Origin of the sequence: Limnohabitans sp. 63ED37-2, from assembly GCF_001412535.1 — a bacterium.
Classification (GTDB): Bacteria; Pseudomonadota; Gammaproteobacteria; order Burkholderiales; family Burkholderiaceae_C; genus Limnohabitans_A.
Genome location: NZ_CP011774.1, coordinates 3,343,239 through 3,365,503 on the forward strand (window position 1 = coordinate 3,343,239; position 22,265 = coordinate 3,365,503).

22 protein-coding genes are annotated in these 22,265 nt (G+C 61.9%); 10 read left to right on the plus strand and 12 right to left on the minus strand.

The window, feature by feature from the left end:
• Positions 1-1,116, minus strand: a complete 1,116-nt coding sequence (locus L63ED372_RS15950) for an aminoglycoside phosphotransferase family protein (RefSeq protein ID WP_062407392.1) — start codon at positions 1,114-1,116, stop codon at positions 1-3.
• A gap of 53 nt (positions 1,117-1,169) precedes the next feature.
• On the opposite strand from L63ED372_RS15950, the gene L63ED372_RS15955 reads away from it, so the two are divergent.
• Genes L63ED372_RS15955 through rsmA form a run of 3 tightly spaced genes read left to right on the plus strand, consistent with a single transcriptional unit; the run spans position 1,170 to position 5,807 of the window.
• A complete protein-coding gene (locus tag L63ED372_RS15955; protein ID WP_231624512.1) occupies positions 1,170-3,677 on the plus strand; it encodes an LPS-assembly protein LptD in 2,508 nt (835 codons plus the stop codon).
• Positions 3,670-5,031: a peptidylprolyl isomerase gene (locus tag L63ED372_RS15960; protein WP_062407394.1), complete on the plus strand. Its 1,362-nt coding sequence runs from the start codon at positions 3,670-3,672 to the stop codon at positions 5,029-5,031. Before L63ED372_RS15955 ends, L63ED372_RS15960 begins: the two co-directional genes overlap by 8 nt.
• Positions 5,028-5,807, plus strand: coding sequence for a 16S rRNA (adenine(1518)-N(6)/adenine(1519)-N(6))-dimethyltransferase RsmA (rsmA, locus tag L63ED372_RS15965; protein ID WP_062407396.1), 780 nt, complete (start codon positions 5,028-5,030; stop codon positions 5,805-5,807). The genes L63ED372_RS15960 and rsmA overlap by 4 nt, the downstream gene beginning before the upstream one ends.
• 83 nt (positions 5,808-5,890) lie before the next feature.
• On the opposite strand, the gene L63ED372_RS16460 is transcribed toward rsmA, so the two are convergent.
• From L63ED372_RS16460 to L63ED372_RS15995, 7 genes are all read right to left on the minus strand, one after another.
• Positions 5,891-6,094: a hypothetical protein gene (locus L63ED372_RS16460; protein ID WP_156343655.1), complete on the minus strand. Its 204-nt coding sequence runs from the start codon at positions 6,092-6,094 to the stop codon at positions 5,891-5,893.
• Positions 6,073-6,498, minus strand: a complete 426-nt coding sequence (locus tag L63ED372_RS15970) for a barstar family protein (protein ID WP_062407398.1) — start codon at positions 6,496-6,498, stop codon at positions 6,073-6,075. Before L63ED372_RS15970 ends, L63ED372_RS16460 begins: the two co-directional genes overlap by 22 nt.
• Before the next feature lie 30 nt (positions 6,499-6,528).
• A complete protein-coding gene (locus L63ED372_RS15975) occupies positions 6,529-6,942 on the minus strand; it encodes a ribonuclease domain-containing protein (protein WP_062408278.1) in 414 nt (137 codons plus the stop codon).
• Positions 6,943-7,096: 154 nt separating this feature from the next.
• Positions 7,097-9,400: an NADP-dependent malic enzyme gene (locus tag L63ED372_RS15980; RefSeq protein ID WP_062407400.1), complete on the minus strand. Its 2,304-nt coding sequence runs from the start codon at positions 9,398-9,400 to the stop codon at positions 7,097-7,099.
• 198 nt (positions 9,401-9,598) lie between these two features.
• Positions 9,599-10,204 carry an MOSC domain-containing protein gene (locus L63ED372_RS15985; protein ID WP_062407402.1) on the minus strand — a complete coding sequence of 202 codons (606 nt, stop codon included), beginning with the start codon at positions 10,202-10,204 and terminating at the stop codon, positions 9,599-9,601.
• A 7-nt stretch (positions 10,205-10,211) separates the two neighbouring features.
• A complete protein-coding gene (locus tag L63ED372_RS15990; protein WP_062407404.1) occupies positions 10,212-11,603 on the minus strand; it encodes an aminopeptidase P N-terminal domain-containing protein in 1,392 nt (463 codons plus the stop codon).
• Between the two features lie 82 nt (positions 11,604-11,685).
• A complete protein-coding gene (locus L63ED372_RS15995; protein WP_062407406.1) occupies positions 11,686-12,405 on the minus strand; it encodes a nucleotidyltransferase family protein in 720 nt (239 codons plus the stop codon).
• Positions 12,406-12,595: 190 nt separating this feature from the next.
• Here L63ED372_RS15995 and L63ED372_RS16000 point away from each other — a divergent pair, with 190 nt between their 5' ends.
• Positions 12,596-13,690 (plus strand): aromatic ring-hydroxylating dioxygenase subunit alpha, encoded by a 1,095-nt coding sequence (locus L63ED372_RS16000; protein WP_062407408.1) that lies wholly within the window; start codon positions 12,596-12,598, stop codon positions 13,688-13,690.
• A 14-nt stretch (positions 13,691-13,704) separates the two neighbouring features.
• Here L63ED372_RS16000 and asd read toward each other — a convergent pair whose 3' ends face one another.
• Positions 13,705-14,568 (minus strand): archaetidylserine decarboxylase, encoded by an 864-nt coding sequence (gene asd / locus L63ED372_RS16005; RefSeq protein WP_062407410.1) that lies wholly within the window; start codon positions 14,566-14,568, stop codon positions 13,705-13,707.
• Between the two features lie 93 nt (positions 14,569-14,661).
• Between asd and L63ED372_RS16010 the strand changes: the two genes are divergently transcribed.
• The 5 genes from L63ED372_RS16010 to L63ED372_RS16030 all read left to right on the plus strand — a co-directional run bounded on the left by L63ED372_RS16010 (position 14,662) and on the right by L63ED372_RS16030 (position 19,237).
• Positions 14,662-15,591: an ATP-binding cassette domain-containing protein gene (locus L63ED372_RS16010; RefSeq protein WP_062407412.1), complete on the plus strand. Its 930-nt coding sequence runs from the start codon at positions 14,662-14,664 to the stop codon at positions 15,589-15,591.
• Positions 15,592-15,593: 2 nt separating this feature from the next.
• Positions 15,594-16,400, plus strand: coding sequence for an ABC transporter permease (locus L63ED372_RS16015; protein ID WP_062407414.1), 807 nt, complete (start codon positions 15,594-15,596; stop codon positions 16,398-16,400).
• Positions 16,401-16,820: 420 nt separating this feature from the next.
• Entirely contained in the window at positions 16,821-17,432 is a 612-nt protein-coding gene (locus L63ED372_RS16020; protein ID WP_156343656.1) for a helix-turn-helix domain-containing protein, read from the plus strand.
• Positions 17,433-17,528: 96 nt separating this feature from the next.
• Positions 17,529-18,377, plus strand: a complete 849-nt coding sequence (locus tag L63ED372_RS16025; RefSeq protein WP_062408280.1) for a 3-hydroxybutyryl-CoA dehydrogenase — start codon at positions 17,529-17,531, stop codon at positions 18,375-18,377.
• A 53-nt stretch (positions 18,378-18,430) separates the two neighbouring features.
• Positions 18,431-19,237, plus strand: a complete 807-nt coding sequence (locus tag L63ED372_RS16030) for a crotonase/enoyl-CoA hydratase family protein (protein ID WP_062407419.1) — start codon at positions 18,431-18,433, stop codon at positions 19,235-19,237.
• On the opposite strand, the gene L63ED372_RS16035 is transcribed toward L63ED372_RS16030, so the two are convergent.
• Positions 19,231-19,674 carry a potassium channel family protein gene (locus tag L63ED372_RS16035; RefSeq protein WP_062407421.1) on the minus strand — a complete coding sequence of 148 codons (444 nt, stop codon included), beginning with the start codon at positions 19,672-19,674 and terminating at the stop codon, positions 19,231-19,233. The genes L63ED372_RS16030 and L63ED372_RS16035 overlap by 7 nt on opposite strands.
• A gap of 91 nt (positions 19,675-19,765) precedes the next feature.
• Between L63ED372_RS16035 and L63ED372_RS16040 the strand changes: the two genes are divergently transcribed.
• Positions 19,766-20,785 carry a serine/threonine protein kinase gene (locus L63ED372_RS16040; protein WP_062407423.1) on the plus strand — a complete coding sequence of 340 codons (1,020 nt, stop codon included), beginning with the start codon at positions 19,766-19,768 and terminating at the stop codon, positions 20,783-20,785.
• A gap of 126 nt (positions 20,786-20,911) precedes the next feature.
• Here the strand turns inward: L63ED372_RS16040 and L63ED372_RS16045 are convergent, their stop codons facing one another.
• Together L63ED372_RS16045 and L63ED372_RS16050 are read right to left on the minus strand one after the other, a co-directional pair.
• Positions 20,912-21,895, minus strand: a complete 984-nt coding sequence (locus L63ED372_RS16045) for a glucokinase (RefSeq protein ID WP_062407425.1) — start codon at positions 21,893-21,895, stop codon at positions 20,912-20,914.
• 15 nt (positions 21,896-21,910) lie between these two features.
• On the minus strand, positions 21,911-22,255 hold the full coding sequence (locus L63ED372_RS16050; RefSeq protein WP_082431813.1) for a hypothetical protein: 345 nt from the start codon (positions 22,253-22,255) through the stop codon (positions 21,911-21,913).
• Between the last annotated feature and the right edge of the window lie 10 nt (positions 22,256-22,265).

A 22,265-nucleotide genomic window follows, 5' to 3' on the forward strand; every position in this document is an offset into this window, starting at 1 on the left:
TCACATTCGCCCGTAGGCAAAACCGACTTGGGGCGTGGTGCCTTCGATCTCGTCGATCAATTTGAGCAACGGGCCCAGATCGCGGTAACGGTCGCAGGCCTTGCGGATGTAGTGGATGAAACGCGGCGCATCGGCCAGGTATTTGGGCTTGCCGTCGCGCAGCGTCAGGCGGGCAAAGATACCGGCCACTTTCAGGTGGCGCTGCAGGCCCATCCATTCCACGGCGCGGTAAAACGCACCAAAGTCGCTGTGCCAGTCTTCAAAGTCCATCAGCCCTGCTTTGCGGGCCTTCTCCCAGTAGCGGATGGTGATGTCGAGCACAAAGTCTTCGTCCCAGGTGAGGAAGGCGTCGCGCATCAGGCTGGCGATGTCGTAGGTGATGGGGCCGTAGACGGCGTCTTGAAAGTCCAGCACACCCAGCTGCACACTGCCGCCAAATGGCATCATCAGGTTGCGCGGCATGAAGTCGCGGTGCACATACACGCTGGGTGCGGCCAGGTTGCGCTGCACGATCAGGGCAAAAGCCTTGTCGAACACCTCGCGCTGCGCACCTTGCAACTGCACGCCCCGGTGCTGGGCCAAATACCAATCGGGGAACAGACTCAGTTCGCGGTTCAGCAAAGCTTCGTCATAGGGCGGCAGCACGCCGGGGCGCGAGGCCAGCTGCCACTGCACCAGCGTGTCCACCGCCTGCATGTACAGGCCGTGGTTGGCCTGCGGGCGCTCCGGGTCGATGGCCGACATCATGGTCGCATCCCCCAAGTCGCTCAGCAGCATGAAGCCATGGGCTTCGTGCCAATCGAGCACCTCGGGTGCATTCAGGCCCGCGGCTTTCATCAAGGCGGCAATGCGCACAAAAGGCTCGGAGTTTTCCTTGTCGGGTGGGGCGTCCATGACGATAAGGGTGCCGCCTTGGCGCCTGTCCACCCGCAGGTAGCGGCGAAAGCTGGCGTCGGCGGAGGCCACGCGCAAACTGCCGGGTAAGAGGTCTTGGGAGGCGGCCACGCCGGACATCCAGTGGTCAAAAACCGCGTGCCGGGCCGGATCGGTCCAGCTGACGCTGTCAGAGACGGCTGGTTGGGGGGCAGAGTTGGGGGGCGGGGTGAGGTGGCTCATGGATAATCCCATTTTACAAAGCCTGCAATCGGCGTTTTGCCCTCACTCCTCGCGTGTTCAACCCCCATCCCATCGCCGTGCCCCCTTTCCCATCACCTTGTGCGCAGCCACTCGTGGCCATGGCCCCTTCGCGGGTGGTGGTGCAGGCCGTGGTGTGGGCGGTGCTGTGGGGAGCGCCTGGTGTCACGCTGGTGGGTGTACCGCTGGGTGCGCAGGCTCAAACCCTGACACCACTGCAAGGTGTGCCCACAGCCCCTGTTCAGGGCCTGGTTCTGCGCAGCAGCCCGATGCTGGAGGAGGCCATCTCGCAGCGTCAGGAGCAAGAGGGGGCAGTTTATTTGCAGGGGCAGCGCCTGCGCGTGCGACCCGACCTGGACTTGGTGGTCGAGGGGGAGGCCAGCATTCGCAAGCCGGGCGTGAGCATTCAGGCGGGCCGACTGTCCTTTGACCAAAGCCAAGACGTGGTGGAGGCCACGGGGCAAGTGCGCCTGAACCGCCCAGGCAGTGTGTTGACCGGCCCCAAGCTTACCCTGCAGATAGACAGTTTTCAGGGCACCCTGACGCAGCCCACTTTTGAGCTTTATAAAAGTGGTGCCTACGGGCAAGCGGCGCAAATCGACTTTGTGGACGATCAACGCGCCATCGTGCGTGAGGCCAGTTACACCACCTGCAGGCGCACGCCCGGCCCAGAATGGTTGCCGGCATGGGTGCTCAAAGCCACCCGCTTGAATCTGGACGAAGAAGAGTCCACGGTGCGGGCCGAGGGGGTGCAACTGCGCTTTCAGGACGTGCCGGTGCTGGGCATTCCCGCCGTCACCTTCCCCATGACGAGTGAGCGCAAGTCTGGCCTGTTGCCACCCGTGGTGGGCATCACCACCAACAATGGGTTGGAGTTGGCCCAACCCTATTATTTCGACATCGCCCCCAACCGCGATGCCACCGTGACCACCCACCTGATGAGCAAACGCGGCGTGGCGGTGGACACCGAGTTCCGTTATCTGGAGCGCGACTACAGCGGCCAGGCCCGGCTGAACCTGATGCCCACGGACAGCCTGCGTGACCAGGCCCGCTGGGGCTGGTCCAGCCAACACAACGGCACGGTGGACACGGGCCTGGACAGCGTGGGGCGCGTCGGTCTGGGCCTGAACCTGAACCGGGTCAGCGACGACGACTATTGGCGTGATTTTCCCCGCTCGGGCCTGGCCTTGACCCAACGTTTGCTGCCCTCCACAGGGGTTTTGAGCTGGGGCCGTGGGAACCTGAGCATGACCGCGCAGGTTCAGCGCTGGCAAACCCTCCAGGACATCACCGCGCCCATCACCCCACCGTACGACCGTGCACCCCAAATTGGGCTGCGTTATGGGCAGTGGCAGGCCGATGGCCTGGACTGGTCTGTGCAGGCCGATACCACTCGCTTTGAGGCCAGCTACGACCGCATCCCACTGGCCAGCACCGCAGAGCGCCCTGTGCCCCGCAATGGCGAGCGCAGTTTTGTGCTGGCGCAGGTCAGCCGCCCCTGGATTCGCCCCTGGGGTTTTGTCACGCCTAAACTGCAACTGCATGCCACCCGCTACCAACTCGACCAGCCACTCGACTCGGGTGAGCGTTCGGCCAATCGGGTGTTGCCGACCTTCTCGTTGGATTCGGGCCTGGTGTACGAGCGCGAGACACAGTGGTTTGGTCGTGGCGTCACCCAAACTCTGGAGCCGCGGGCTTTTTATGCACGCACACCGTTTCGGGACCAAAGCCTTTTGCCCGTGTACGACAGCGGGGCCACCGACTTCAATTTGTCCACCATCTACAGTGAAAACGCCTATGTGGGCCACGACCGCTTGGTGGACAACGATGCCTTGACCCTGGGGGTGACCAGCCGGTTTTTTGATGCCAACAATGGTGCAGAAATGTTGCGTGTGGGCATGGCCCAGCGCATCCGTTTTTCGGACCAGAAAGTGGTTCTGCCCGACCAGAGCGCTGCGCAGGCAGGTCTGAGTGACTTGTTGCTGGGCGCAGGCGTGCGCTGGGATGACCGCTGGGCGCTCGACGCCACGGTCCAGGTCAACAGCCAAACCGACCGCGTCAGCCGCAGCACTTTGCAAGGCCGCTACAGCCCCAGCCCTTACCGGGTGCTGAATGCGGCTTACCGTTTGAACCAGGGCGTGAGCGAGCAGGTCGATCTGGGGTGGCAGTGGCCGCTGAGTGACTTGCTGGGGCGGCGCGATGCAGCCACTGAAACGGCCTGGACCCGCACACCCGGCCAAGGCTTGGGGCCGGACCGCTGGTATAGCGTGGGCCGCCTGAACTTCAGCCTGACCGAAGGCCGCATGGTCGACAGTCTGTTGGGTCTGGAATACGATGGTGGTTGCTGGATCGGACGCATCGCCTTCGAGCGCATCCAGAGCACCGTGAGCACCGCGACCAGCCGCTTGCTGTTCCAGCTTGAATTCATTGGCCTCGCCCGTGTAGGGGCCAGCCCACTTAATGCCCTGCGCACCAACATTCCCCGCTACCAGAACTTGCGAGACTCCACCGTTGAACCGAGCCGTTTCCAGCACTATGAATAAACACCTGTTTCCTGTTCGAGCTTTGTGCGCCGCCTGCGCCTCGGTCTGTCTGGCTGCGGCCTGGCTGCCGCTGACTGTGTCGGCCCAAAGCCCGGCCACTGCCGCTTCGCGCCCTGCGGCCATCCGTGCGGCAGACTTCATCGTTGCGGTGGTCAATGTCGAGCCCATCACCAACCAGGAAGTCCAGAACCTGAGCAATCGCCTGCAGCGCGAAGCGCAGGCGCAAGGCCGACCGCTCGACGCCCCCGAGGCCAAACGGCTGGCGCTGGAACAACTCATCAATGACAAGGCCCAGATCCAGCAAGCCCGCGATGCGGGCATCTCGATCGACGAAGAGGCCCTGGACCAGGCCGAGGCTAACGTGGCCAGCAGCAACCAGCTCACGCGCGAAGCCCTGCGCCAGCGTTTGCAGCAAGATGGCGTGGCCCTGGCGACCTTCCGCGATCAGCTGCGCAATCAGTTGCTGCTGACCCGCGTGCGCGAGCGCGAGGTGGAAGCGCGAATCCGCATCAGCGACATCGAAGTGGAGCAGTTTTTGCAAGAGCAAATCAAGGCGCAGGCCGCGCGTGTCCCGGTGGCGCTGAACCTGGCCATGGTCCTGATCGCTGTGCCGGAAAACAGCACAGAAGCGCAGATCAAGCCCCTGGAAGCGCAGGCTCGGGAAGTGGCCCGACGCGCTCGCAGTGGTGAGAGCTTTGCCGAGCTGGCCAAAACCTTCTCGCAAACGGCCGACCGGGGGGCCAATGGCGGGGCATTGGGCTTGCGCCCGGCCGACCGTTATCCCGAGCTGTTTGTCCAAGCCGTGGCGGCCTTGCCCGTGGGTGGGGTGTCCGAGGTGTTGCGCTCGGGTGCCGGTTTTCATGTGCTCAAAGTGCTGGAGCGTCAGCAGGCCCCTGCCACCTTGATGGTCACACAAACCCGTGCGCGGCACATTCTGCTGCGCCTGAGTCCCCAGCTGACACAGGCCCAGGCGCTGGCGCAGCTGAGCGCCCTGCGCCAAGACATTGTGTCGGGCAAGGCTGATTTCGCGGAAGCGGCCAAACGCCTGTCCCAAGACGGCAGCGCAGCGCAGGGGGGTGATTTGGGATGGGCCAACCCCGGCATGTTTGTGCCCGAATTCGAGCAGACCATGAACCGCCTGCGCCCCGGCCAGGTGGCCGAGCCGCTGGTCTCGCGCTTTGGGGTGCACCTGATCGAGGTGACCGACCGGCGAGACGCCCCCATGAGTGATGCCGAGCAACGCGCACTGGCCCGCAATGTCTTGCGGGAAAAGAAACTCGACGAAGCCTACGTCGCCTGGGCCGAGGATGTGCGTGGTCGGGCCTATGTCGAGATGCGCGAGCCCGTCCAATGAAGCACATCGCCCGCAAACGCTTTGGTCAGCACTTTCTGACAGACGGCGGCATCATCGATGCCATCGTGGACGCCATTGCCCCGGTGGCCGGTCAGCCCATGGTCGAGATTGGCCCTGGTCTGGCCGCACTCACCCAGCCTTTGGTCGAGCGTTTGGGTCATCTGTCGGTGATCGAGCTGGACCGCGATCTGGCGGTGCGCCTGCGCGAGCACCCGCAATTGTCGGTGGTCGAGTCGGATGTGCTCAAGGTCGACTTTCGGGCGCTGGCGCAGCAGATGCTGGCCAAAGCCACGGCGGCCCCGCTGCACAAAATTCGTGTGGTCGGTAACCTGCCCTACAACATTTCCACGCCCATCTTGTTCTATTTGCTGGCGCAGGTCGACGTGATCGAAGACCAGCATTTCATGCTGCAAAAGGAAGTCATTGACCGCATGGTGGCCCAACCCGCCACATCGGATTACAGCCGCCTGTCGGTGATGCTGCAGTGGCGATATGACATGGCCAACGTGCTGTTTGTTCCGCCCGAAAGCTTTGACCCGCCCCCGCGTGTGGACAGCGCTGTGGTGCGCATGGTGCCGCTGGCCCAGCCGCCTGATGTGGATGTCAAAACCCTCGAGACGCTGGTGCAGGTGGCCTTCAGCCAGCGCCGCAAAATTTTGCGCAACACCTTGGGCAAATGGCTCGATGAAAAAGGCTTTGGCGGCACGTTTGATTTGCAGCGCCGCGCCGAAGAAGTGCCGGTGGCCGAGTTCGTGGCCTTGGCCCAAGCCGTCTGAAGCGCCAAGTCAGATGCGCCCAAAGAAAAAGCCCGTCATGGACGGGCTTTTTCATGGGTGCCGCATGAGCGGCGCAATGGGGTTCAGGCTGCGGCGAGCCAGTAACCTGCATTGAAGGGGCTGCTCATGCGCAGCGCCAAGGGCGACACGTCCACCAATTTGTCGGTGGGCATTTTTTCGCCTTCTTCGATCGATTCGGCCATCATGGCGTCCTCGGTTTGTGCCTCAATCGCCCGTCCTGCTTGGCTGTTTTGCGCAGAACGGGCTACAGAAAAGAATAGAAGCATCGGAAGGGTATCTTCCTGTCTCCCCAGTAATCGGCGGTGTCGCGGAAGATGTCCAGCAATTGCTCGCGGGCTTCTTTGTCGAACTTGACGTGTGCAGGAATTTGCTCCAACACCACGATGAAACCAGGCTGTGGGCCTGACTTGTGCAAGGGATCTGTCATGCAGTCGTACAGGGCATCGAAATTCTTGCCAAAGTGCGAAGGCAATGTGAATTGCGCACCAATGAGGTCCAGCACATCTTGTTTGCTCTGGGCTTCGGCCAGGTTGGCATACAAAAAGTGGTGGCCCAAACCTTGGGCGGCTTCTTGCAGGTCGCTCACGCGGTAGGCGCGAATCGACTGCACGATGTTCGACCGCACGCCCTTCAGGGGCGTCTCTTGGTCTTGACGTGTCGGCATGTCCATCTCCGTGGTCTTTCTTGAGAACTAAAAAAATCAGGGTCTGTCAACAATCAAGCGAAAGCTCGCGTAATGGTCTTCGGTGTAATAACAGGCCTTCGGTTCTGTCGGCACCATGCCGCCACAGACGATGCGGCGGGCTCCACGGTGTCGCACGCCGGGCGTCCTGACGGTGTATTCGCGGTAAAACCCCCTGGCCTCGCGTGGCAGGAGACGCTCGCGATTGCCAAAAACCGTACCGTCCTTTTCGTAGGGAAAAGGACCACCCTTGCGGATTTTTTCGTAAGTTATCTGGCCTTCACGGGGCATGTCGGTGACCAACAACGTGGCCTGTGACTGCACCTCTTGGGGTGTGCGTGCCTGCACCAAAATTGTGCATGCCAGCAAAATAAAGCCCATCAGCATGGCGAACCACCACCGACGGGCCAAGGCTTGTTGTGCCACCCTCATGAATACACCTTTCAGGAGCATCCGGGTTTACCCGAAAACTCGAAGGCGCTAGTGTGTATCAAATGCGATAAAAATGCAAGCGAATGCCCATTAAACAGGCAAAGACAGTTTGTTCATTTTTGCTGCATGTGAGTGCACACACCCGTTGAAATGATCAACGCGCCGCGTTGGCGTCCGCCACAGTCAGTGCGGTCATGTTCACAATTCGTCGAACCGTGGTGCTGGGCGTCAAAATGTGCACTGGTTTGGCCGCACCCAACAAGACCGGGCCGACGGCAATGTTGCCGCCTGCCGCTGTTTTGAGCAGGTTGTAGGCGATGTTGGCGGCGTCGATGTTGGGCAGAACCAATAAGTTGGCATCCCCCACCAGTGTGCTGTTGGGCATGAGGGCCTGGCGTGCTGCAGCATCCAGTGCTACGTCACCGTGCATTTCGCCATCCACCTCGAGCCAAGGTGCGTTTTGGCGCAACAAGTCCAGCACATCGCGCATTTTCAAGGCGCTGGGCTGGTCAGATGAGCCGAAATTGGAGTGCGACAGCAGTGCGGCCTTGGGCTCGATGCCAAAACGGCGCATTTCTTCAGCTGCCATGATGGTGAATTCGGCCAATTGTTGGGCGGTGGGGTCGTAGTTGACATGGGTGTCGACCATGAACACCTGACGGCCCGGCAGCATCAAGCCGTTCATGCAAGCGAAGGTGTTCACGCCTTTGCGCTTGCCAACCACTTGGTCGATGTAGTTCAGGTGCATGGGGTTGGTGCCCCAGGTGCCGCAAATCATGCCGTCCACATCGCCTTTGTGCAGCAGCATGGCGCCAATGAGCGACAAACGCCGACGCATTTCAATTTTGGCGATTTGCTGGGTGATGCCTTTGCGCTCGGTCATACGGTGGTAGGTCTGCCAGAAATCGCGATAACGGTGGTCGTCTTCCACGTTCACGATGTCGTAGTCCAGCTCTTCCTTCAGGCGCAGACCGAATTTTTCGATGCGCTCAGCGATCACAGCCGGACGCCCGATCAAGGTCGGACGGGCAATGCCTTCGTCCACCACGATTTGGGCCGCACGCAGCACGCGTTCTTCTTCGCCCTCGCTGTAGGCGATGCGTTTTTTCAGGGCGCGTTTGGCGGCCGTGAAAATGGGCTTCATCATGGTGCCCGAGGCGTACACAAAGCCTTGCAGGCGCTCGCGGTAAGCATCCATGTCGGCAATCGGGCGTGAAGCCACACCGCTCTCCGCTGCAGCCTGGGCCACGGCCGGGGCGATTTTCATCATCAGGCGTGGGTCAAAGGGCTTCGGAATCAGGTACTCGGGGCCAAAGGCCAATGGCTCGCCCACATAGGCCGCAGCCACCACTTCGCTTTGCTCAGCCTGCGCCAGCTCGGCAATCGCGTGCACCGCCGCAATTTCCATCTCCAGCGTGATGGTGGTCGCGCCGCAATCCAAAGCGCCCCGGAAGATGTAAGGGAAACAAAGGACGTTGTTGACCTGGTTGGGGTAATCGGTGCGGCCTGTGGCCATGATCGCGTCGTCGCGCACGGCTTTGACGTCTTCGGGGTTGATCTCGGGGTTGGGGTTGGCCAGCGCAAAAATCAGCGGCTTGGCGGCCATGGACTGAACCATGTCCTGCTTGAGCACACCACCCGCCGACAAGCCCAGGAACACATCGGCGCCTGCAATCACCTCGCGCAATGTGCGCTGATCGGTTTTCTGCACAAACTGGATCTTGTCTTCGTCCATCAATTCGGTGCGGCCTTCGTAGACCACACCCGCCAAGTCGGTGACCCAGATGTTTTCACGCGGGATGCCCAGTTTGACCAGCAGCCCCAAACACGCCAGCGCCGCAGCGCCCGCGCCCGAGGTGACCAACTTGATCTTTTTAGGGTCCTTGCCCACCACCTTGAGGCCGTTCAGGATGGCCGCACCCACGACGATGGCTGTGCCGTGCTGGTCGTCGTGAAAGACCGGAATCTTCATGCGTTCGCGCAGCTTGCGCTCGATGTAGAAGCAATCCGGTGCCTTGATGTCTTCGAGGTTGATGCCGCCAAACGTCGGCTCCAGCGAAGCGATGATCTCGACCAACTTGTCGGGGTCTTTTTCGTTGATCTCGATGTCGAAGACGTCAATGCCCGAGAACTTCTTGAACAGCACGCCCTTGCCTTCCATGACCGGCTTGCTGGCCAGGGGGCCGATGTCGCCCAAACCCAGCACGGCCGTGCCGTTGGTCACCACACCGACCAAGTTGCCACGGCTGGTGTACTTGAAGGCGTTGGCCGGGTCTTTGACGATTTCTTCACAAGGCGCCGCCACACCGGGCGAATAGGCCAGGGCCAGGTCGTGCTGGTTGACCAGTTGTTTGGTGGCCGCAATGGCCACTTTGCCAGGGGTGGGGAACTGGTGGTATTCCAGAGCGGCTTTGCGCAGCTGGGCGCGTTTTTCTTCGGCGAGGACCTTGTTGGTCATTGTTGTGCTCCGTTGTAGGGAAGTGCCATATGGCCGCTGGGCTTCAGCGATGGGGCTGAAATTTGATGGAATTTGTCAACTTACAAAATGACAGACCTGTGTAAGTTTCATTGTAGACGCGGGAGGACAAAGATTTGGCCTTTAACCCGGCCACAGCAAGTGAGTTGGCTTTTGACTTTTGATCACAAATGCGGGGATTCAACGCAGATGTTTCCAGGCTTTGAGTTGCAAAGCCTCGGACACGCGGGTTGAACGCGACCCCGGCAGAACTTGGCATCGCGCACCAGCTTGCAAAAAACCGGCTTGTTCGACCGCCAAATAAAAACCAGAGCGCCCGCTTTGCACCATGTCTTTGGCGGCTTGGGCATACCCCATGACGGCATTGAACTTGCCACAGGGCTCGCGCGGCTGGGTCACTCGCAAGACCACCTCACCAAAGTCAAGGCGGTCGCCAATGAACAGCTCGTGTTCGAGCAGGCCTTGTAAGCTCAGGTTTTCTCCCAAATAACCTGGGGCCAAGGCTTCCTCAAACATCGTGGCGCCGCGGCTTTGCCGCTGCGCCTGCCACCATGCCAAATGTTCAGACGGCAAGGCGTACACCGCTTTGCTCAGGCCCCCGTGCACCGACAAGTCGGCTTGCTCGTCACCCGCCAGGCCCAAAATCCCCACCTGGATGGGGCCAGACACGGTGGTTTTGCCAATGGCCGACACCAGCTTGCGCCCGCCCACCATCAGGGGGCGAACCCGGCCGGTCTGGAAGGCGAGCAGCGTACCCGACAAACCCGGCGGCGAACTCGGCGGCATGGACGCTTCAGCCCCGCATCAGGGCTTCGATCTCGTCGGCCTTGACCGGCACACCGCGTGTGATCAGCTCACACCCGGTGGCGGTCACGATGGCGTCGTCTTCGATGCGGATGCCGATGTTGTGGAACGGCTCGGGCACGCCATGCGCGGGGCGCACATACAGGCCCGGCTCGATGGTCAGCACCATGCCGGGCTGCAGAATGCGGCTGGGGCGGTCCTTGATCAACTCGCCGCTCAGCGGGTCTTTGCGTTCACTGACATGGCCCACCTGTGAGGGCTCGACATAGCTGCCGCAGTCGTGCACGTCCATGCCCAGCCAGTGGCCGGTGCGGTGCATGTAGAACTGGAAATAGCTGCGGTTGGCGATCACGTCTTGCGCGTTGCCCACCTTGTTTTTGTCAAGCAAACCCACATCGAGCAGGCCCTGCGCCAGCACGGCCACGGTGGATTCATGCGGGTCCACAAATCGGGCACCGGCCTTGGTGGCGGCCACGGCCGCGTCTTGCGAGGCCAGCACCAGGTCGTACAAAGCGCGTTGCGGCCCGGTGAATGTGCCGTTGGCCGGAAAGGTGCGGGTGATGTCGCTGGCATAACCGTCCAACTCGCAACCGGCGTCGATCAACACCAAGTCACCGTTTTGGATCAAGGCGGTGTCGGCGCGGTAATGCAACACGCAGGCATTGGCACCGCCCGCCACGATGGAGCCATAGGCTGGGTACTGCGAACCGCTTTGGCGGAACTCGTGCAGCAGCTCAGCGTCCAGGTGGTATTCACGCACTTCTTGCCCCGCACGCAGCATGGCCGCGCTGCGCTGCATGGCGCGGATATGGGCGCGGGCGCTGATGGTGCTGGCGCGGCGCATGATGTCCTGTTCGTGTGCGTCTTTCACCAAGCGCATCTCATCGAGCAAGCTGCACAGGTCGCGCTGTTGCTCGGGGCACAAAGCGCCATAACGCACCCGCGCACGCACCGACTGCAGCCAGACGTTCACCAGACTTTCCAGCCCGGTGTGGATGGCAAAGGGGTACCAAACAGTGCTGCGGTTTTCCAGCAGCTTGGGCATGTGCGCGGCCATCTCGCTGATCGGCAAAGCCCGGCTCACGCCCAAGGCGGCAGGCGCGGCTTCTGGGCCCAGGCGGATGCCGTCCCAGATTTCGCGCTCCAGGTCTTTGGGCTGGCAAAACAGCGTGCACTCGCCATCGGCCGTGATCACCAAACTGGCGTGCGGTTCGGTGAAACCCGTCAGGTAATAAAAATAACTGTCGTGCCGGTACAGGTAATCGCTGTCGCGGTTGCGCTGGCGCTCCGGCGCGGTGGGAATGATGGCAATGCCGCCTGCACCCAATTGGGCAGCGAGGCGGGCACGGCGTTGGGCGTAGAGCACGGTGGTGTTGGTCATTGGAGATCAGTCCCAAAAGAAGTCGTCATTATGTTCGTTGCCCTGGGATAGCGAATGTCCACACAGTCACCCGGGTGCCTGATCAGGCGCTGCTGCGATTGAGCTGCGCCAGCCGCTGGGGTGTGCCCACATCGGTCCAGTCGCCCGCATACACCTCGCCCGTGACCTGACCCCGGTCCATGGCCGCACGCAGCAAAGGCGCCAGCGCCAGCGCCACGCCCTCGGGGTTGCCGGCGGGCAAGCCGCAGTCGGCAAAAAAGGCTTTTTTGTACAGGGCCACGGTGCTGAAGGTGTACGCGCAATCGGGGCTGCCTTTGGGCAGGTTGAGCACCTGGCCCGCCTCCGACAGGCCAAAGTCGCCGCCGGGGTTGTGTGTGGGGTTGGGCACCAGCCACAGGTGGGCCAGGGCAGCGCTGGCGGCAAAACGCGCCACGGCGGGCTGCGTGAACACCATATCTGGGGCAAACACATCGCCTGCCACCACCCAGAACACCTCATCGAGCTGGGGCAAAGCCCGCACGATGCCGCCCGCGGTCTCCAGTGCCCGGCCAAAGTCCTGGCCTTCGTGCGAATAACGAATGTGCACCTCGGGCAGCTCAGGCCAGTGGGCCTGGTCACCCAAAAGGGTCGGAATCTGCTCGCCCAGCCATGCGGTGTTGATCAGCTGATGCACAAAGCCGCCCCGGGCCAGCGCCTGCATGGGCCACAACATGAGCGGCTGGCCGCGCACCGGCAGCAAGGGCTTGGGGGTCTGGTCGGTTAAAGGGCGCATGCGCTCGCCGCGTCCGGCGGCCAGCACCATGGCTTGAGCGAGCGGCCTGGCGCTGAGAGAAGGCGGCTGTAAAGTGGTATGAGAAGACGTCGGCATCCCTGAATGGTGCCACGGCTGCAGGCGCTCTCGGGACAGCCCCAGCCAAATGCCAGGTCCTAAACTTCGCCGTGTTGGCCTTGGGCAGTGCAGCTGCCTTGCCGCCCCTCAGGAGACAGACCCCATGACACGCCCCCACATCAGCGTCATCACCGCCGCACAAAATGCCTCACAGCGCCTGGCCGATCGCCACACACCGTTTGTGATGAACGACTGGTACGTGGCCGCCTTTGGCGAGGAGATCAAGGACCAGCTGCTGGCCCGCACCCTGCTGGGCCGCCGTTTGGTGTTTTACCGCGCCAGCGATGGCCGCGTGGTGGCTTTAGAAGACCGTTGCCCCCACCGCTCCATGCCGCTGTCAGCGGGCACGCTGGAGCAAGACACCATCGTGTGCGGCTACCACGGTCTGCGCTTCAACACCGAGGGCGATTGCATCGAGGTGCCCTCTCAGTCAACTTGCCCGCCCAACATGGGCATCCGGGCCTACCGCACCTTCGAACGCGGCGCGGTGGTCTGGATCTGGATGGGTGAGGCCGAGCAGGCTGACCTGACGAAGCTGCCCGCGCAGGACTGGATGACCGACGACCAGTGGGAGCGCTCCCAAGGCCATTTGAGTTTGCAGGCCAACTACGTGCGCCTGCACGAAAACCTGCTGGACCTGACGCACTTGAGCTTTTTGCACGCCAAGAGCTTTGGCACACCCGACTACGCCAAGGCATCGTTTGAAAGCGTGATTGGAGATGGCCAATTTGCCTTGCTGCGCAACGTGGTGCCCACCACCTTGCCGCCCGTGTGGGGCATCCCGACGGGTTTGACGGGCCAGGGCCAAGCGGCCCGCATCGTGCGCTCGGAATTTCGCAGCCTGGGGCTGCACGAGGTGTCGGTCACTTTTTACGATTGCCATTTGCCCGAAGCCACGCGGCCGCAATACCGCATTCGCACCGCACACATGCCCACCCCTGAGACAGCCACCAGCACACATTACTTCATCGTGCACGGGCGCGATTTTGCGCAGAACGATGCGCCAACCACCCGCTTCATGCACGACCAGTTGTTTGTGGCTTTTCAAGAAGACGTGGACGGCTTGGCCCTGCAAGAGCAGGCCCTGGCCAGCACCCCGGCCGAAGATTTGTACGAGTTTTCGGTGGCCGCCGACGCCCCGGCGGTCGCCATGCGCCGCTACGTTTTGGGGCGGCAGCAAAAAGAAGCCAAGGCCTGAGCGAACCCCGCTGTTCAGCGCCAAGCGCCCATGGCCTCGCCCATCACGATGGGGCGTGTGGGTGTCCAGTCGGGGTTGAACTGCATCACCCCTCGTGGGAACAGCATCACCACCGTGGAGCCGAGTAAAAAGCGACCCATCTCCTCGCCTTGCGCCAAAGAGATGTTGCCCATCTCATACGTCCATTCGCGCACCGTGCCCGGGCGCGGCGGGTTGACCACACCGTGCCACACCGTGGCCATGCTGCCCACAATCGTGGCCCCCACCAGCACCATCACAAAGGGGCCGTGCTCGCCTTCAAACACGCATACCACCCGCTCGTTGCGGGCAAACAGGCCAGGCACACCACGGGCGGTGGTTGGGTTGACCGAGAACAAATCACCCGGCACATAAATCATGCGGGTCAGGCGCCCTGCACAAGGCATGTGGATGCGGTGGTAATCACGCGGGCTGAGGTACAGCGTGGCAAATTCGCCGTCTTGAAACTGCGCCGCCAGCGCCGCGTCGCCGCCCACCAAAGCGCGTGTGCTGTAGCCGTGGCCCTTGGCCTGGAACACCTGGTCGCCGGCAATGGGGCCACACTGGCTGATGGCCCCGTCCACTGGGCTCAACAAGGCCGCGGCCGCCAGGGGGCGGGCGTCGCCGCGCAGGGGGCGGGTGAAAAATTCGTTGAAGCTTTTGTAGCTGGCGGTGTCCGGGTTGGCTGCTTCGGCCATGTTCACGTTGTAGCGCTTCACAAACCAGTTGATGATGCTTGTGGTTGCGCCGCCCCACTGGCTGCCCGCGACCCAGCCCGCAAAGACGGTCAGGGCTTGTTTGGGAATCAGGTACTGCGGCAAGACCGCCAGGCGGTCAGAAAAAGAGGGGGAACTGGACATGAAGGGGCCGCAGGCGCGGTTCTGAAGAAGGCCCTGATTTTATCGGTCACCTGCAAACCTGCCGAAGCAGGCCGTCAAGGGCACAATTCGGGCATGAACACCCCCTTGCTTTCGGTCGAACACCTGGTCAAACGCTACGGCGACACCACGGTGGTCAATGACCTGTCTTTCCACATCAACCCCGGCGAATGCCTGGGCGTGATCGGCCCCAATGGCGCGGGCAAAACCACCACACTGCGCATGTGCTTGGGCTTGTCTCAGCCCGACAGCGGCAGCATGGCCTACTTTGATGGCCTGCAAATGCCGCGCGATGCGCTGGCCATCAAAGCCCGTCTGGGCGTGGTGGCACAAATGGACACGCTCGACCCGGATTTCACGGCGGAAGAAAACCTGCTCGTCTTTGGCCGTTACTTCGGCCTGCCCGACGCCGTGATCCACGAGCGCATTCCGCAGCTGCTCGAATTTGGCGCCCTCAGTCACAAAGCCAAAGCCAAACCGGGCGAGTTGTCGGGCGGCATGAAGCGGCGCTTGAGTTTGTCGCGAGCCCTTATCAACCACCCGCAGCTCTTGATGCTGGACGAGCCCACCACAGGCCTGGACCCGCAGGCGCGGCACCTGATGTGGGAGCGCCTGCAGCTGCTGCTGCAAGAAGGCAAATCCATTTTGCTCACCACCCACTTCATGGACGAGGCCGAGCGCCTGTGCAGCCGCCTCTTGGTGCTGGACCAAGGCCGCAAGATCGCCGAAGGCAAGCCCCGCGATTTGATCGCCGAGCACCTGGAGCCCGAGGTGATCGAGGTGTTTGGCCAAGGCGCGGTGGCGCTGGCGCAAGAGCCCACCCTGAAAGCCTTGGCGGGCCGGGTTGAGGTCAGCGGTGAAACCGTTTTCTTTTACACCCAAGACAGCCGCGCCCTGATGCAGGCCCTGCAGGCCTGGCCTGCCCTGCGCACCCTGCACCGCCCTTCCAACCTGGAAGACCTGTTCTTGAAGTTGACCGGACGCCAGATCCGCGAAGAAGGCTGATCATGAGTCAAATCCAAAACAACATCTGGGCCGCACCACGCCTGTCCATGCGCTGGTGGCCCGTGTTCCAACGGAATTGGCTGGTCTGGAAAAAGCTCGCCATTCCCAGTCTGGTGGGCAACATCGCCGAGCCGCTCATGTGGCTGGTGGCCTTTGGTTATGGCCTGGGCGCTTTGGTGGGCCAGATCGAGTTGGGCGGCGAAAAAGTGCCCTACATCTTGTTTTTGGCCAGCGGCAGCATTTGCATGAGCGCCATGAACGCGGCGACCTTCGAGGCTTTGTACTCGGCGTTCTCGCGCATGCATGTGCAAAAAACCTGGGACGGCATCATGAACGCCCCGGTGCGCCTCGATGACGTGGTGCTGGCCGAAATGCTCTGGGCCGCGTTCAAGGCGCTGTTCAGTGTCACCGCCATTTTGTTGGTCATGATGGCGCTGGGTATCAGCCACAGCTGTAAGCTACTGGTTGCCTGGCCCGTGCTGTTGGGTGTGGGCATCACCTTCAGTTGCATGGCGCTGATCTTCAACGCGCTCGCCAAGGGCTACGACTTTTTCACCTACTACTTCACCCTGTTCCTCACGCCCATGATGTTCCTCTCGGGCATCTTTTTTCCGCGTGAGCAGCTGCCCAGCTTCGTGCGCATCGTTGCCGATTGGTTGCCGTTGTCGGTCGCGGTGGACTTGGTGCGCCCGCTGTTTTTGGACCGCTGGCCTGACCAGCCCCTGCGCAACGTGCTGGTGCTGGCGGGGTTTGCGGTGGTGTCGTTCTGGATTGCGTTGGCTTTGACGAGGAAGCGTTTCAGGAGCTGATTTGTCAGGTCTGGCGGATGCTGCCATTGCCCGCATCCGCCAGCCTGTTGTGTGTGTGCCCATGCCTGTGAGTTTCAGTACTTTGATCAATTTTCAAGATGCGAAGTGGCGGCGCCGCGCAGGGACGTGAAAGCGCTGCGGGGTGCGCTCCATGGGCGATCGTGGATTGGGTGGTGAGTAAGGTTGTGTGGAATGGGTACTTATTGAAGTATTTGCTGTTTGTGTCGATCTCGATAACAATATTGATGCAATTACGCAATTAAATTCCCAAAATAGACAAATTAGTCTACAATTGACGCTGAAGTTGAATTGATCGCGGTAAGAAAAATTCAACAGATATGCGCCAAGTCCTTTGGGATGGCGCGTTTGAGCATTGATTTGTCAACCGCATCACACACCTTTGCCATGACTGCCCACACCATGAACTCTTACGTCAAATCCAGCGTTTCATTGGCCCAGGTGCACCACGACGAAGACACGTCGCGTGCCGGGGTCACCACGGAAATCAAGGACGCCCGTGTGCTCAAACAGGTCAAGTCTTTGCACCTCCAACGCAATTTGTTGAACGCCAACAAAAGCAGCCAGATGTTCATCGGCGTTCAAAGCACGGAGACAGAAGATCCGAATGGGTGTGTGCTGCGCAAGTTGCGCATTCAGCAAGGGCTGGACCCTTCGGTGGTCGCCTCCCATGCCTGCATCAGCGTGTGGCAGCTGTACGAGCTTGAAACGGGCAAAGACACTTTGTTTTACACCCCGGGCTTGAGAACGCGAGCGGCCGAACGGGTGGCCCGTTTTCTCAAGAGTGACTGGACGGACATTTGTGAAGGCCGGGTCTCGGTCAAGACCCTGCAAGAGGCGCCCGCGCAGCTGCACTTGATCGGCTCGCGTCGGCATGAGCCACGCATCATCCGCCCGCTGACCGCACAAAACACCCCTGAACCCATCCAAACGGTGGAAGTGGCCGAAGGCCCCCTGTCCTTGACGCAGTTGCTGCGCGTGGCCGACGCCTCAAGTCGCCCCACCTCGGCTTAAGCCGCCTCGCCACCTTCGTGGCCGCGCAAGGGCAGGCAAGGCCGCCCCGTTAAGATCATTCCTTTTGGTTTTTCCAACTTTCAAGGAATGAAGAACATGAGCATCCAGACCGTAGGCATCATTGGCGCAGGCACCATGGGCAACGGCATTGCACAAGTGTGCGCCGTTTCGGGTATCCAAGTGGTGATGGTCGATATTTCTGACGCGGCCGTGGCCAAAGGCGTGGCCACTGTGGCCAGCAGCCTGGACCGACTCGTCAAAAAAGAAAAAACCAGCGAAGCCGACAAGGCCGCTGCACTGGCCCGCATCCAAGGCTCCAGCCACTACGACGACCTCAAGGGCGCCCAGTTGGTGATCGAAGCCGCCACCGAAAACCACGAACTCAAGGTCAAGATCTTGAAGCAGCTCGACGCCCTGCTGGCGCCGAACGTGATCATCGCGTCCAACACCTCGTCGATCTCGATCACGCAGCTGGCCGCCGCCACGCAGCGTGCGGACCGTTTCATTGGCATGCACTTCTTCAACCCCGTGCCCATGATGGCGCTGGTCGAAATCATCCGTGGCCTGCAGACCAGCGACGCCACGCACGACGCGGTGCACGACATGGCGCTGGCGCTGGGAAAGACCCCCATCACCGTCAAGAACGCCCCCGGCTTTGTGGTCAACCGCATCCTGGTGCCCATGATCAACGAGGCTTTCTTTGTGCTGGGCGAAGGCCTGGCAGAAGCCGAAGCGATTGATGCGGGTATGAAGCTCGGCTGCAACCAGCCCATTGGCCCGCTGGCGCTGGCCGACATGATTGGCCTCGATGTGTGCTTGGCCGTGATGGAGGTCTACCTCAAGGAGTTCGGCGACAGCAAATACCGCCCCAGCCCCTTGCTCAAAGAGATGGTCGCCGCAGGCCGCCTGGGCCGCAAGACCGGCCAAGGCGTTTACAAGTACTGAGCCTGTCGCCTGGGCGAATGCGCTGGGGTGGCTGAACGCCCTACCATGGCTGCATGAGCACCCCACACCACCCCGAAGGCCAGATCGACTGCACCGTGCACGGTACAGTCCTTCAAATATGCATCAACCGCCCCGCCAAGCGCAACGGCTTCACGCCCAAGATGTACCGCGAGTTGGGTGAGGCCTACACCCGACTCGACGACGACCCCACACTGCGTGTGGGGGTGCTGTGTGCAGCGGGTGCGCATTTCACGGCCGGGCTGGATTTGCCCACCATCGCCCCGCTCATGCAGCGCGGCGAAAAGGCCGTGCCCCTGGGCCTGGTGGACCCGCTCAATCTGGGCATGGAAGGCTACCGCCGCCGCACCAAACCCATGGTGGTGGCGGTGCAGGGCATCACCTACACGTTGGGCATCGAGTTGATGCTGGCCGCCGACATCGTGGTCGCGGCAGACGACTGCCGCTTCTCGCAGCTCGAGGTGCAACGCGGCATCATGGCTACGGGCGGCGCCACGCTGCGCATGGCCGAACGGGCGGGCTCGGGCAACGCTCTCTTGCACTTGCTCACCGTCGACGTGTTCGACAGCACCGAAGCCTTGCGCCTGAACTTTGTGCAAAAGGTGGTGGCTGCGCCGGACTTGCTGGCCGAGGCCATGCGCATCGCGGGACAAATTGCGGCGCAAGCGCCACTGGCGGTGGTGGCCACACGGCAAAACGTGCTCAAAGCGGTGGAGCAAGGTCCGCTGGTGGCGATGCACGACTTCCTGCCTGTGCAGCAGCGCTTGTCGCGCAGTGAAGATGCCGCCGAAGGGGTGCGTTCGTTTGTCGAAAAGCGCCCGGCCCGTTTTACCGGTCAGTGACCGTTGCCGGGTGGACGCTCGTCCGGTGTCTGGCCTTTGATGTACTGAATGTCCCGGTGAATCTGCGCCACATCTTCCCGCAGGCGGGCGATCTCACGCAGCAGGTCTTTTTCTATTTGCCGGTCCTCCGCCTCGACTTCTTGCTCCACAAAAATCGCAGACAGCGAAGCCGTCACGAGCGACAGGACCGCCAAGCCCAGCAAAACCACCACCACCGCAAAGACGCGCGAGGCGGGCGTGGACGGCACCAGATCGCCAAAGCCCACAGTCGCTGCGGTGGTGAAGGCCAGCCATAGGCCGTCCGACAATGAGTTGATTTGTGGATCGATGACCCAAAAACCGACCCCACCCAGTCCCAAAATGGTCATGGTGAGCACCAAGGAATAAACGAGTCCTTGCTGGATGAGTCGGTGAAGTCGGCGGCGTTGTGAGGGCATGGCGTGATTCTCACCGATTCAAACCGGTGACTGCAGCTCAGGTTGGGACCGCCGGGGCTGCAAGGCTCAGACACTCGGTCACAATCGGTGCATGACTGAACCGATGGCCGAGCACCCTTACGCCGAACTCACCCCCGACCGGGTGATGGACGCCCTGACCGAACTGGGTTTGTGGCCAGACGGCCGTTTGCTGGCGCTCAGCTCTTACGAAAACCGCGTCTACCGTGCGCACCTGGACGAACCCGTGCAGGGCAGCTCTGCCGTGGTCCTCAAGTTTTACCGGCCTGGCCGCTGGAGCCGAGAACAGATTCAAGAAGAACACGACTTCGCGGCCGAACTCCTGGCGGGAGAAGTGCCCGTGGTCGCGCCCTTTGTGCTGAACGGTCAGACCTTGCACCACAGCGCGGGCTTTGATTTTTCGGTCAGCCCCTTGCGCGGCGGCCGCACGCCCGAGCTCGACGATTTCGACGTGCTCGAATGGATCGGCCGTTTTCTGGCCCGCATCCACACCGTGGGCGCGGCCCAGCCTTTTATGCACCGCCCCACGCTCGATGTGCAGACCTTTGCGCTCGAGCCCGCCGAGTGGCTGCAAACAAACCAAATGATCCCCTTGGAGGTCGAGCGCGAATGGCGCGAAGCCTTTGCTGCGGCGCTGGCGCTGGTGCAAGAAAAAATGGCGCAGGGTGCAGCAGACCGCCGCCTGATTCGCCTGCACGGCGATTGCCATCCGGGCAATATTTTGTGGACACCCACCGAGCTGCCCGGTGGTGGCCCGCACTTTGTGGACCTGGACGACGCCCGCATGGGCCCGGCGGTGCAAGACCTGTGGATGCTGCTGTCGGGTGACCGGGCCCAGCGCACGCAGCAACTGTCGGCGTTGCTTGACGGCTATGACCAGGTGCGCGACTTTGACCGTGCCGAGCTGAAGCTGATCGAGCCGTTGCGCACGCTGCGTCTGATCCACTACAGCGCCTGGTTGGCTCGCCGATGGGAAGACCCGATTTTCCCGGTCAACTTTCCTTGGTTCGGCACGCCGGACTATTGGCGTGGGCAGGTGCAAATGCTGCAGGAGCAGATCGAGCAGATGCAGGAAGAGCCTCTCAGCGTTTGAACTTTACTTGGGTCATAGGACCTGATAAGCCTGCGGGCAAAGGAGCTCGTTTCCACGGAGAGCCTCGACCGATTAACCGTAGAGGAGCCCACTCTTGTGGCCGAATGTGTGAAGGGGTTGAGTTGTTCAGCTCCTTGCAGGCTCTAGACCCAAACCCATGGCGCAGCCAATCAGAGCAGGTTGGTCTGCGCGGATGACATAGGTCGGGATGCGCTGCATGTAGGGCGCAAAGCGGCCTTTGGCTTCGAACGCGGCCCGGAAACCCGACTGGGCAAAGAAGTCGCCCAGCCGCCCGATCACGCCGCCACCGATGTAGATGCCGCCGCGTGCGCCCAAGGTCAGGGCCAAGTTGGCCGCCGCGTTGCCCAGCAGGCAGCACATGCGCTCCAGCGCTTCTTCGCAAGCCACATCGCAGGCGGCCAAGGCGCGTTCGGTCACTTGTGCGGCCACCAGGTTTTCGGCCTCAGTGCCATTGAGTGCACAAATGGCGCGGTACAGGTTTTCCAGGCCCATGCCCGAGACCACGCGCTCGACAGAAACATGGGGGTGGGTGCGCCACAAGATGCGCAGGATGTCGGCCTCGCGCTCGCAGGTGGGCGACAAGCTGACATGTCCGCCTTCGCCTGCAATGGGCACCCAGTCGCCCCGGCGCGAGCGCACCAGCGACGACACGCCCAGCCCGGTGCCCGGCCCGATCAGGCCTTTGGGCGCATCGGGCACGGGCTCGCCAGGGCCGATTTGTTGCAGATCGCCGCCCTGCAAAGCGGGCGCAGCCATGGCCATGGCTTCCCAGTCGTTGAGCATCAAGAGGCGCTCCAGTCCCAGGGCCAACCGGGTGGCCTCGATCGAGAAGTGCCAATGGTTGTTGGTCATCTTCAGGGTGTCGCCGTCGATCGGGTTGGCGATGGCGATGCAGGCGTGCTGCACAGCGGCCTGGCCGACTTGCTGAAAGTAGGCTTGGGCAGCGCTGGCCAGGTCGGGGAATTGACCGGTGGGCAGGGTGATGGTGTGGGTGATGAGGCGTGTGGCCGGCTGCAGTAATGCAAAGCGGGCGTTGGTGCCACCGATGTCACCCAAAAGGTGTGGCGTGGGTGCAGGGTGTGAGGTCATGGGGTTTGAATGGGCTTATTTTTTAGGATCGTACAAGACGCCGCCCACACCCGCACCTGCCCCCACGTTCACCGGCCCCGAGGTGCTGGTGCCCACGCCCGCCCGGCCCGTGACCTGGCCCGCGCCGTTCACCCCCACCCCAACGCCCACCGGGCCAGACTGCGCGTTCACGCCCGCGCTCACACCCCCCGTACCCACATTCACCCCCACCGACACGCCGGGCAAGATGGGCACGTTCACGTTGATGCCCGCGCCGGTGTGGACGTTGCTGCAGCCGGTCAGGGCAACAGCCAAGGTCAATGGTGCCAGAAGCTTGTTCAGGCGGAGGCGCAAGGCGATGGGGTGTTGAAAGGATGTCATGTGCTGATTG

Bases quoted from the DNA above. Each gene is read 5' to 3' on its own strand.
- L63ED372_RS16000 (WP_062407408.1), top strand. From the start codon at position 12,596: ATGACACGCCCCCACATCAGCGTCATCACCGCCGCACAAAATGCCTCA.
- asd (WP_062407410.1), bottom strand. From the start codon at position 14,568: ATGTCCAGTTCCCCCTCTTTTTCTGACCGCCTGGCGGTCTTGCCGCAG.
- L63ED372_RS16025 (WP_062408280.1), top strand. From the start codon at position 17,529: ATGAGCATCCAGACCGTAGGCATCATTGGCGCAGGCACCATGGGCAAC.
- L63ED372_RS15950 (WP_062407392.1), bottom strand. From the start codon at position 1,116: ATGAGCCACCTCACCCCGCCCCCCAACTCTGCCCCCCAACCAGCCGTC.
- L63ED372_RS16460 (WP_156343655.1), bottom strand. From the start codon at position 6,094: ATGCTTCTATTCTTTTCTGTAGCCCGTTCTGCGCAAAACAGCCAAGCA.
- L63ED372_RS15985 (WP_062407402.1), bottom strand. From the start codon at position 10,204: ATGCCGCCGAGTTCGCCGCCGGGTTTGTCGGGTACGCTGCTCGCCTTC.
- L63ED372_RS15970 (WP_062407398.1), bottom strand. From the start codon at position 6,498: ATGGACATGCCGACACGTCAAGACCAAGAGACGCCCCTGAAGGGCGTG.
- L63ED372_RS16015 (WP_062407414.1), top strand. From the start codon at position 15,594: ATGAGTCAAATCCAAAACAACATCTGGGCCGCACCACGCCTGTCCATG.
- L63ED372_RS16045 (WP_062407425.1), bottom strand. From the start codon at position 21,895: ATGACCTCACACCCTGCACCCACGCCACACCTTTTGGGTGACATCGGT.
- L63ED372_RS15960 (WP_062407394.1), top strand. From the start codon at position 3,670: ATGAATAAACACCTGTTTCCTGTTCGAGCTTTGTGCGCCGCCTGCGCC.
- L63ED372_RS15980 (WP_062407400.1), bottom strand. From the start codon at position 9,400: ATGACCAACAAGGTCCTCGCCGAAGAAAAACGCGCCCAGCTGCGCAAA.
- L63ED372_RS16040 (WP_062407423.1), top strand. From the start codon at position 19,766: ATGACTGAACCGATGGCCGAGCACCCTTACGCCGAACTCACCCCCGAC.
- L63ED372_RS15975 (WP_062408278.1), bottom strand. From the start codon at position 6,942: ATGAGGGTGGCACAACAAGCCTTGGCCCGTCGGTGGTGGTTCGCCATG.
- L63ED372_RS16030 (WP_062407419.1), top strand. From the start codon at position 18,431: ATGAGCACCCCACACCACCCCGAAGGCCAGATCGACTGCACCGTGCAC.
- L63ED372_RS16010 (WP_062407412.1), top strand. From the start codon at position 14,662: ATGAACACCCCCTTGCTTTCGGTCGAACACCTGGTCAAACGCTACGGC.
- L63ED372_RS15990 (WP_062407404.1), bottom strand. From the start codon at position 11,603: ATGACCAACACCACCGTGCTCTACGCCCAACGCCGTGCCCGCCTCGCT.
- L63ED372_RS16035 (WP_062407421.1), bottom strand. From the start codon at position 19,674: ATGCCCTCACAACGCCGCCGACTTCACCGACTCATCCAGCAAGGACTC.
- L63ED372_RS16020 (WP_156343656.1), top strand. From the start codon at position 16,821: ATGAACTCTTACGTCAAATCCAGCGTTTCATTGGCCCAGGTGCACCAC.
- L63ED372_RS16050 (WP_082431813.1), bottom strand. From the start codon at position 22,255: ATGACATCCTTTCAACACCCCATCGCCTTGCGCCTCCGCCTGAACAAG.
- L63ED372_RS15995 (WP_062407406.1), bottom strand. From the start codon at position 12,405: ATGGTGCTGGCCGCCGGACGCGGCGAGCGCATGCGCCCTTTAACCGAC.
- rsmA (WP_062407396.1), top strand. From the start codon at position 5,028: ATGAAGCACATCGCCCGCAAACGCTTTGGTCAGCACTTTCTGACAGAC.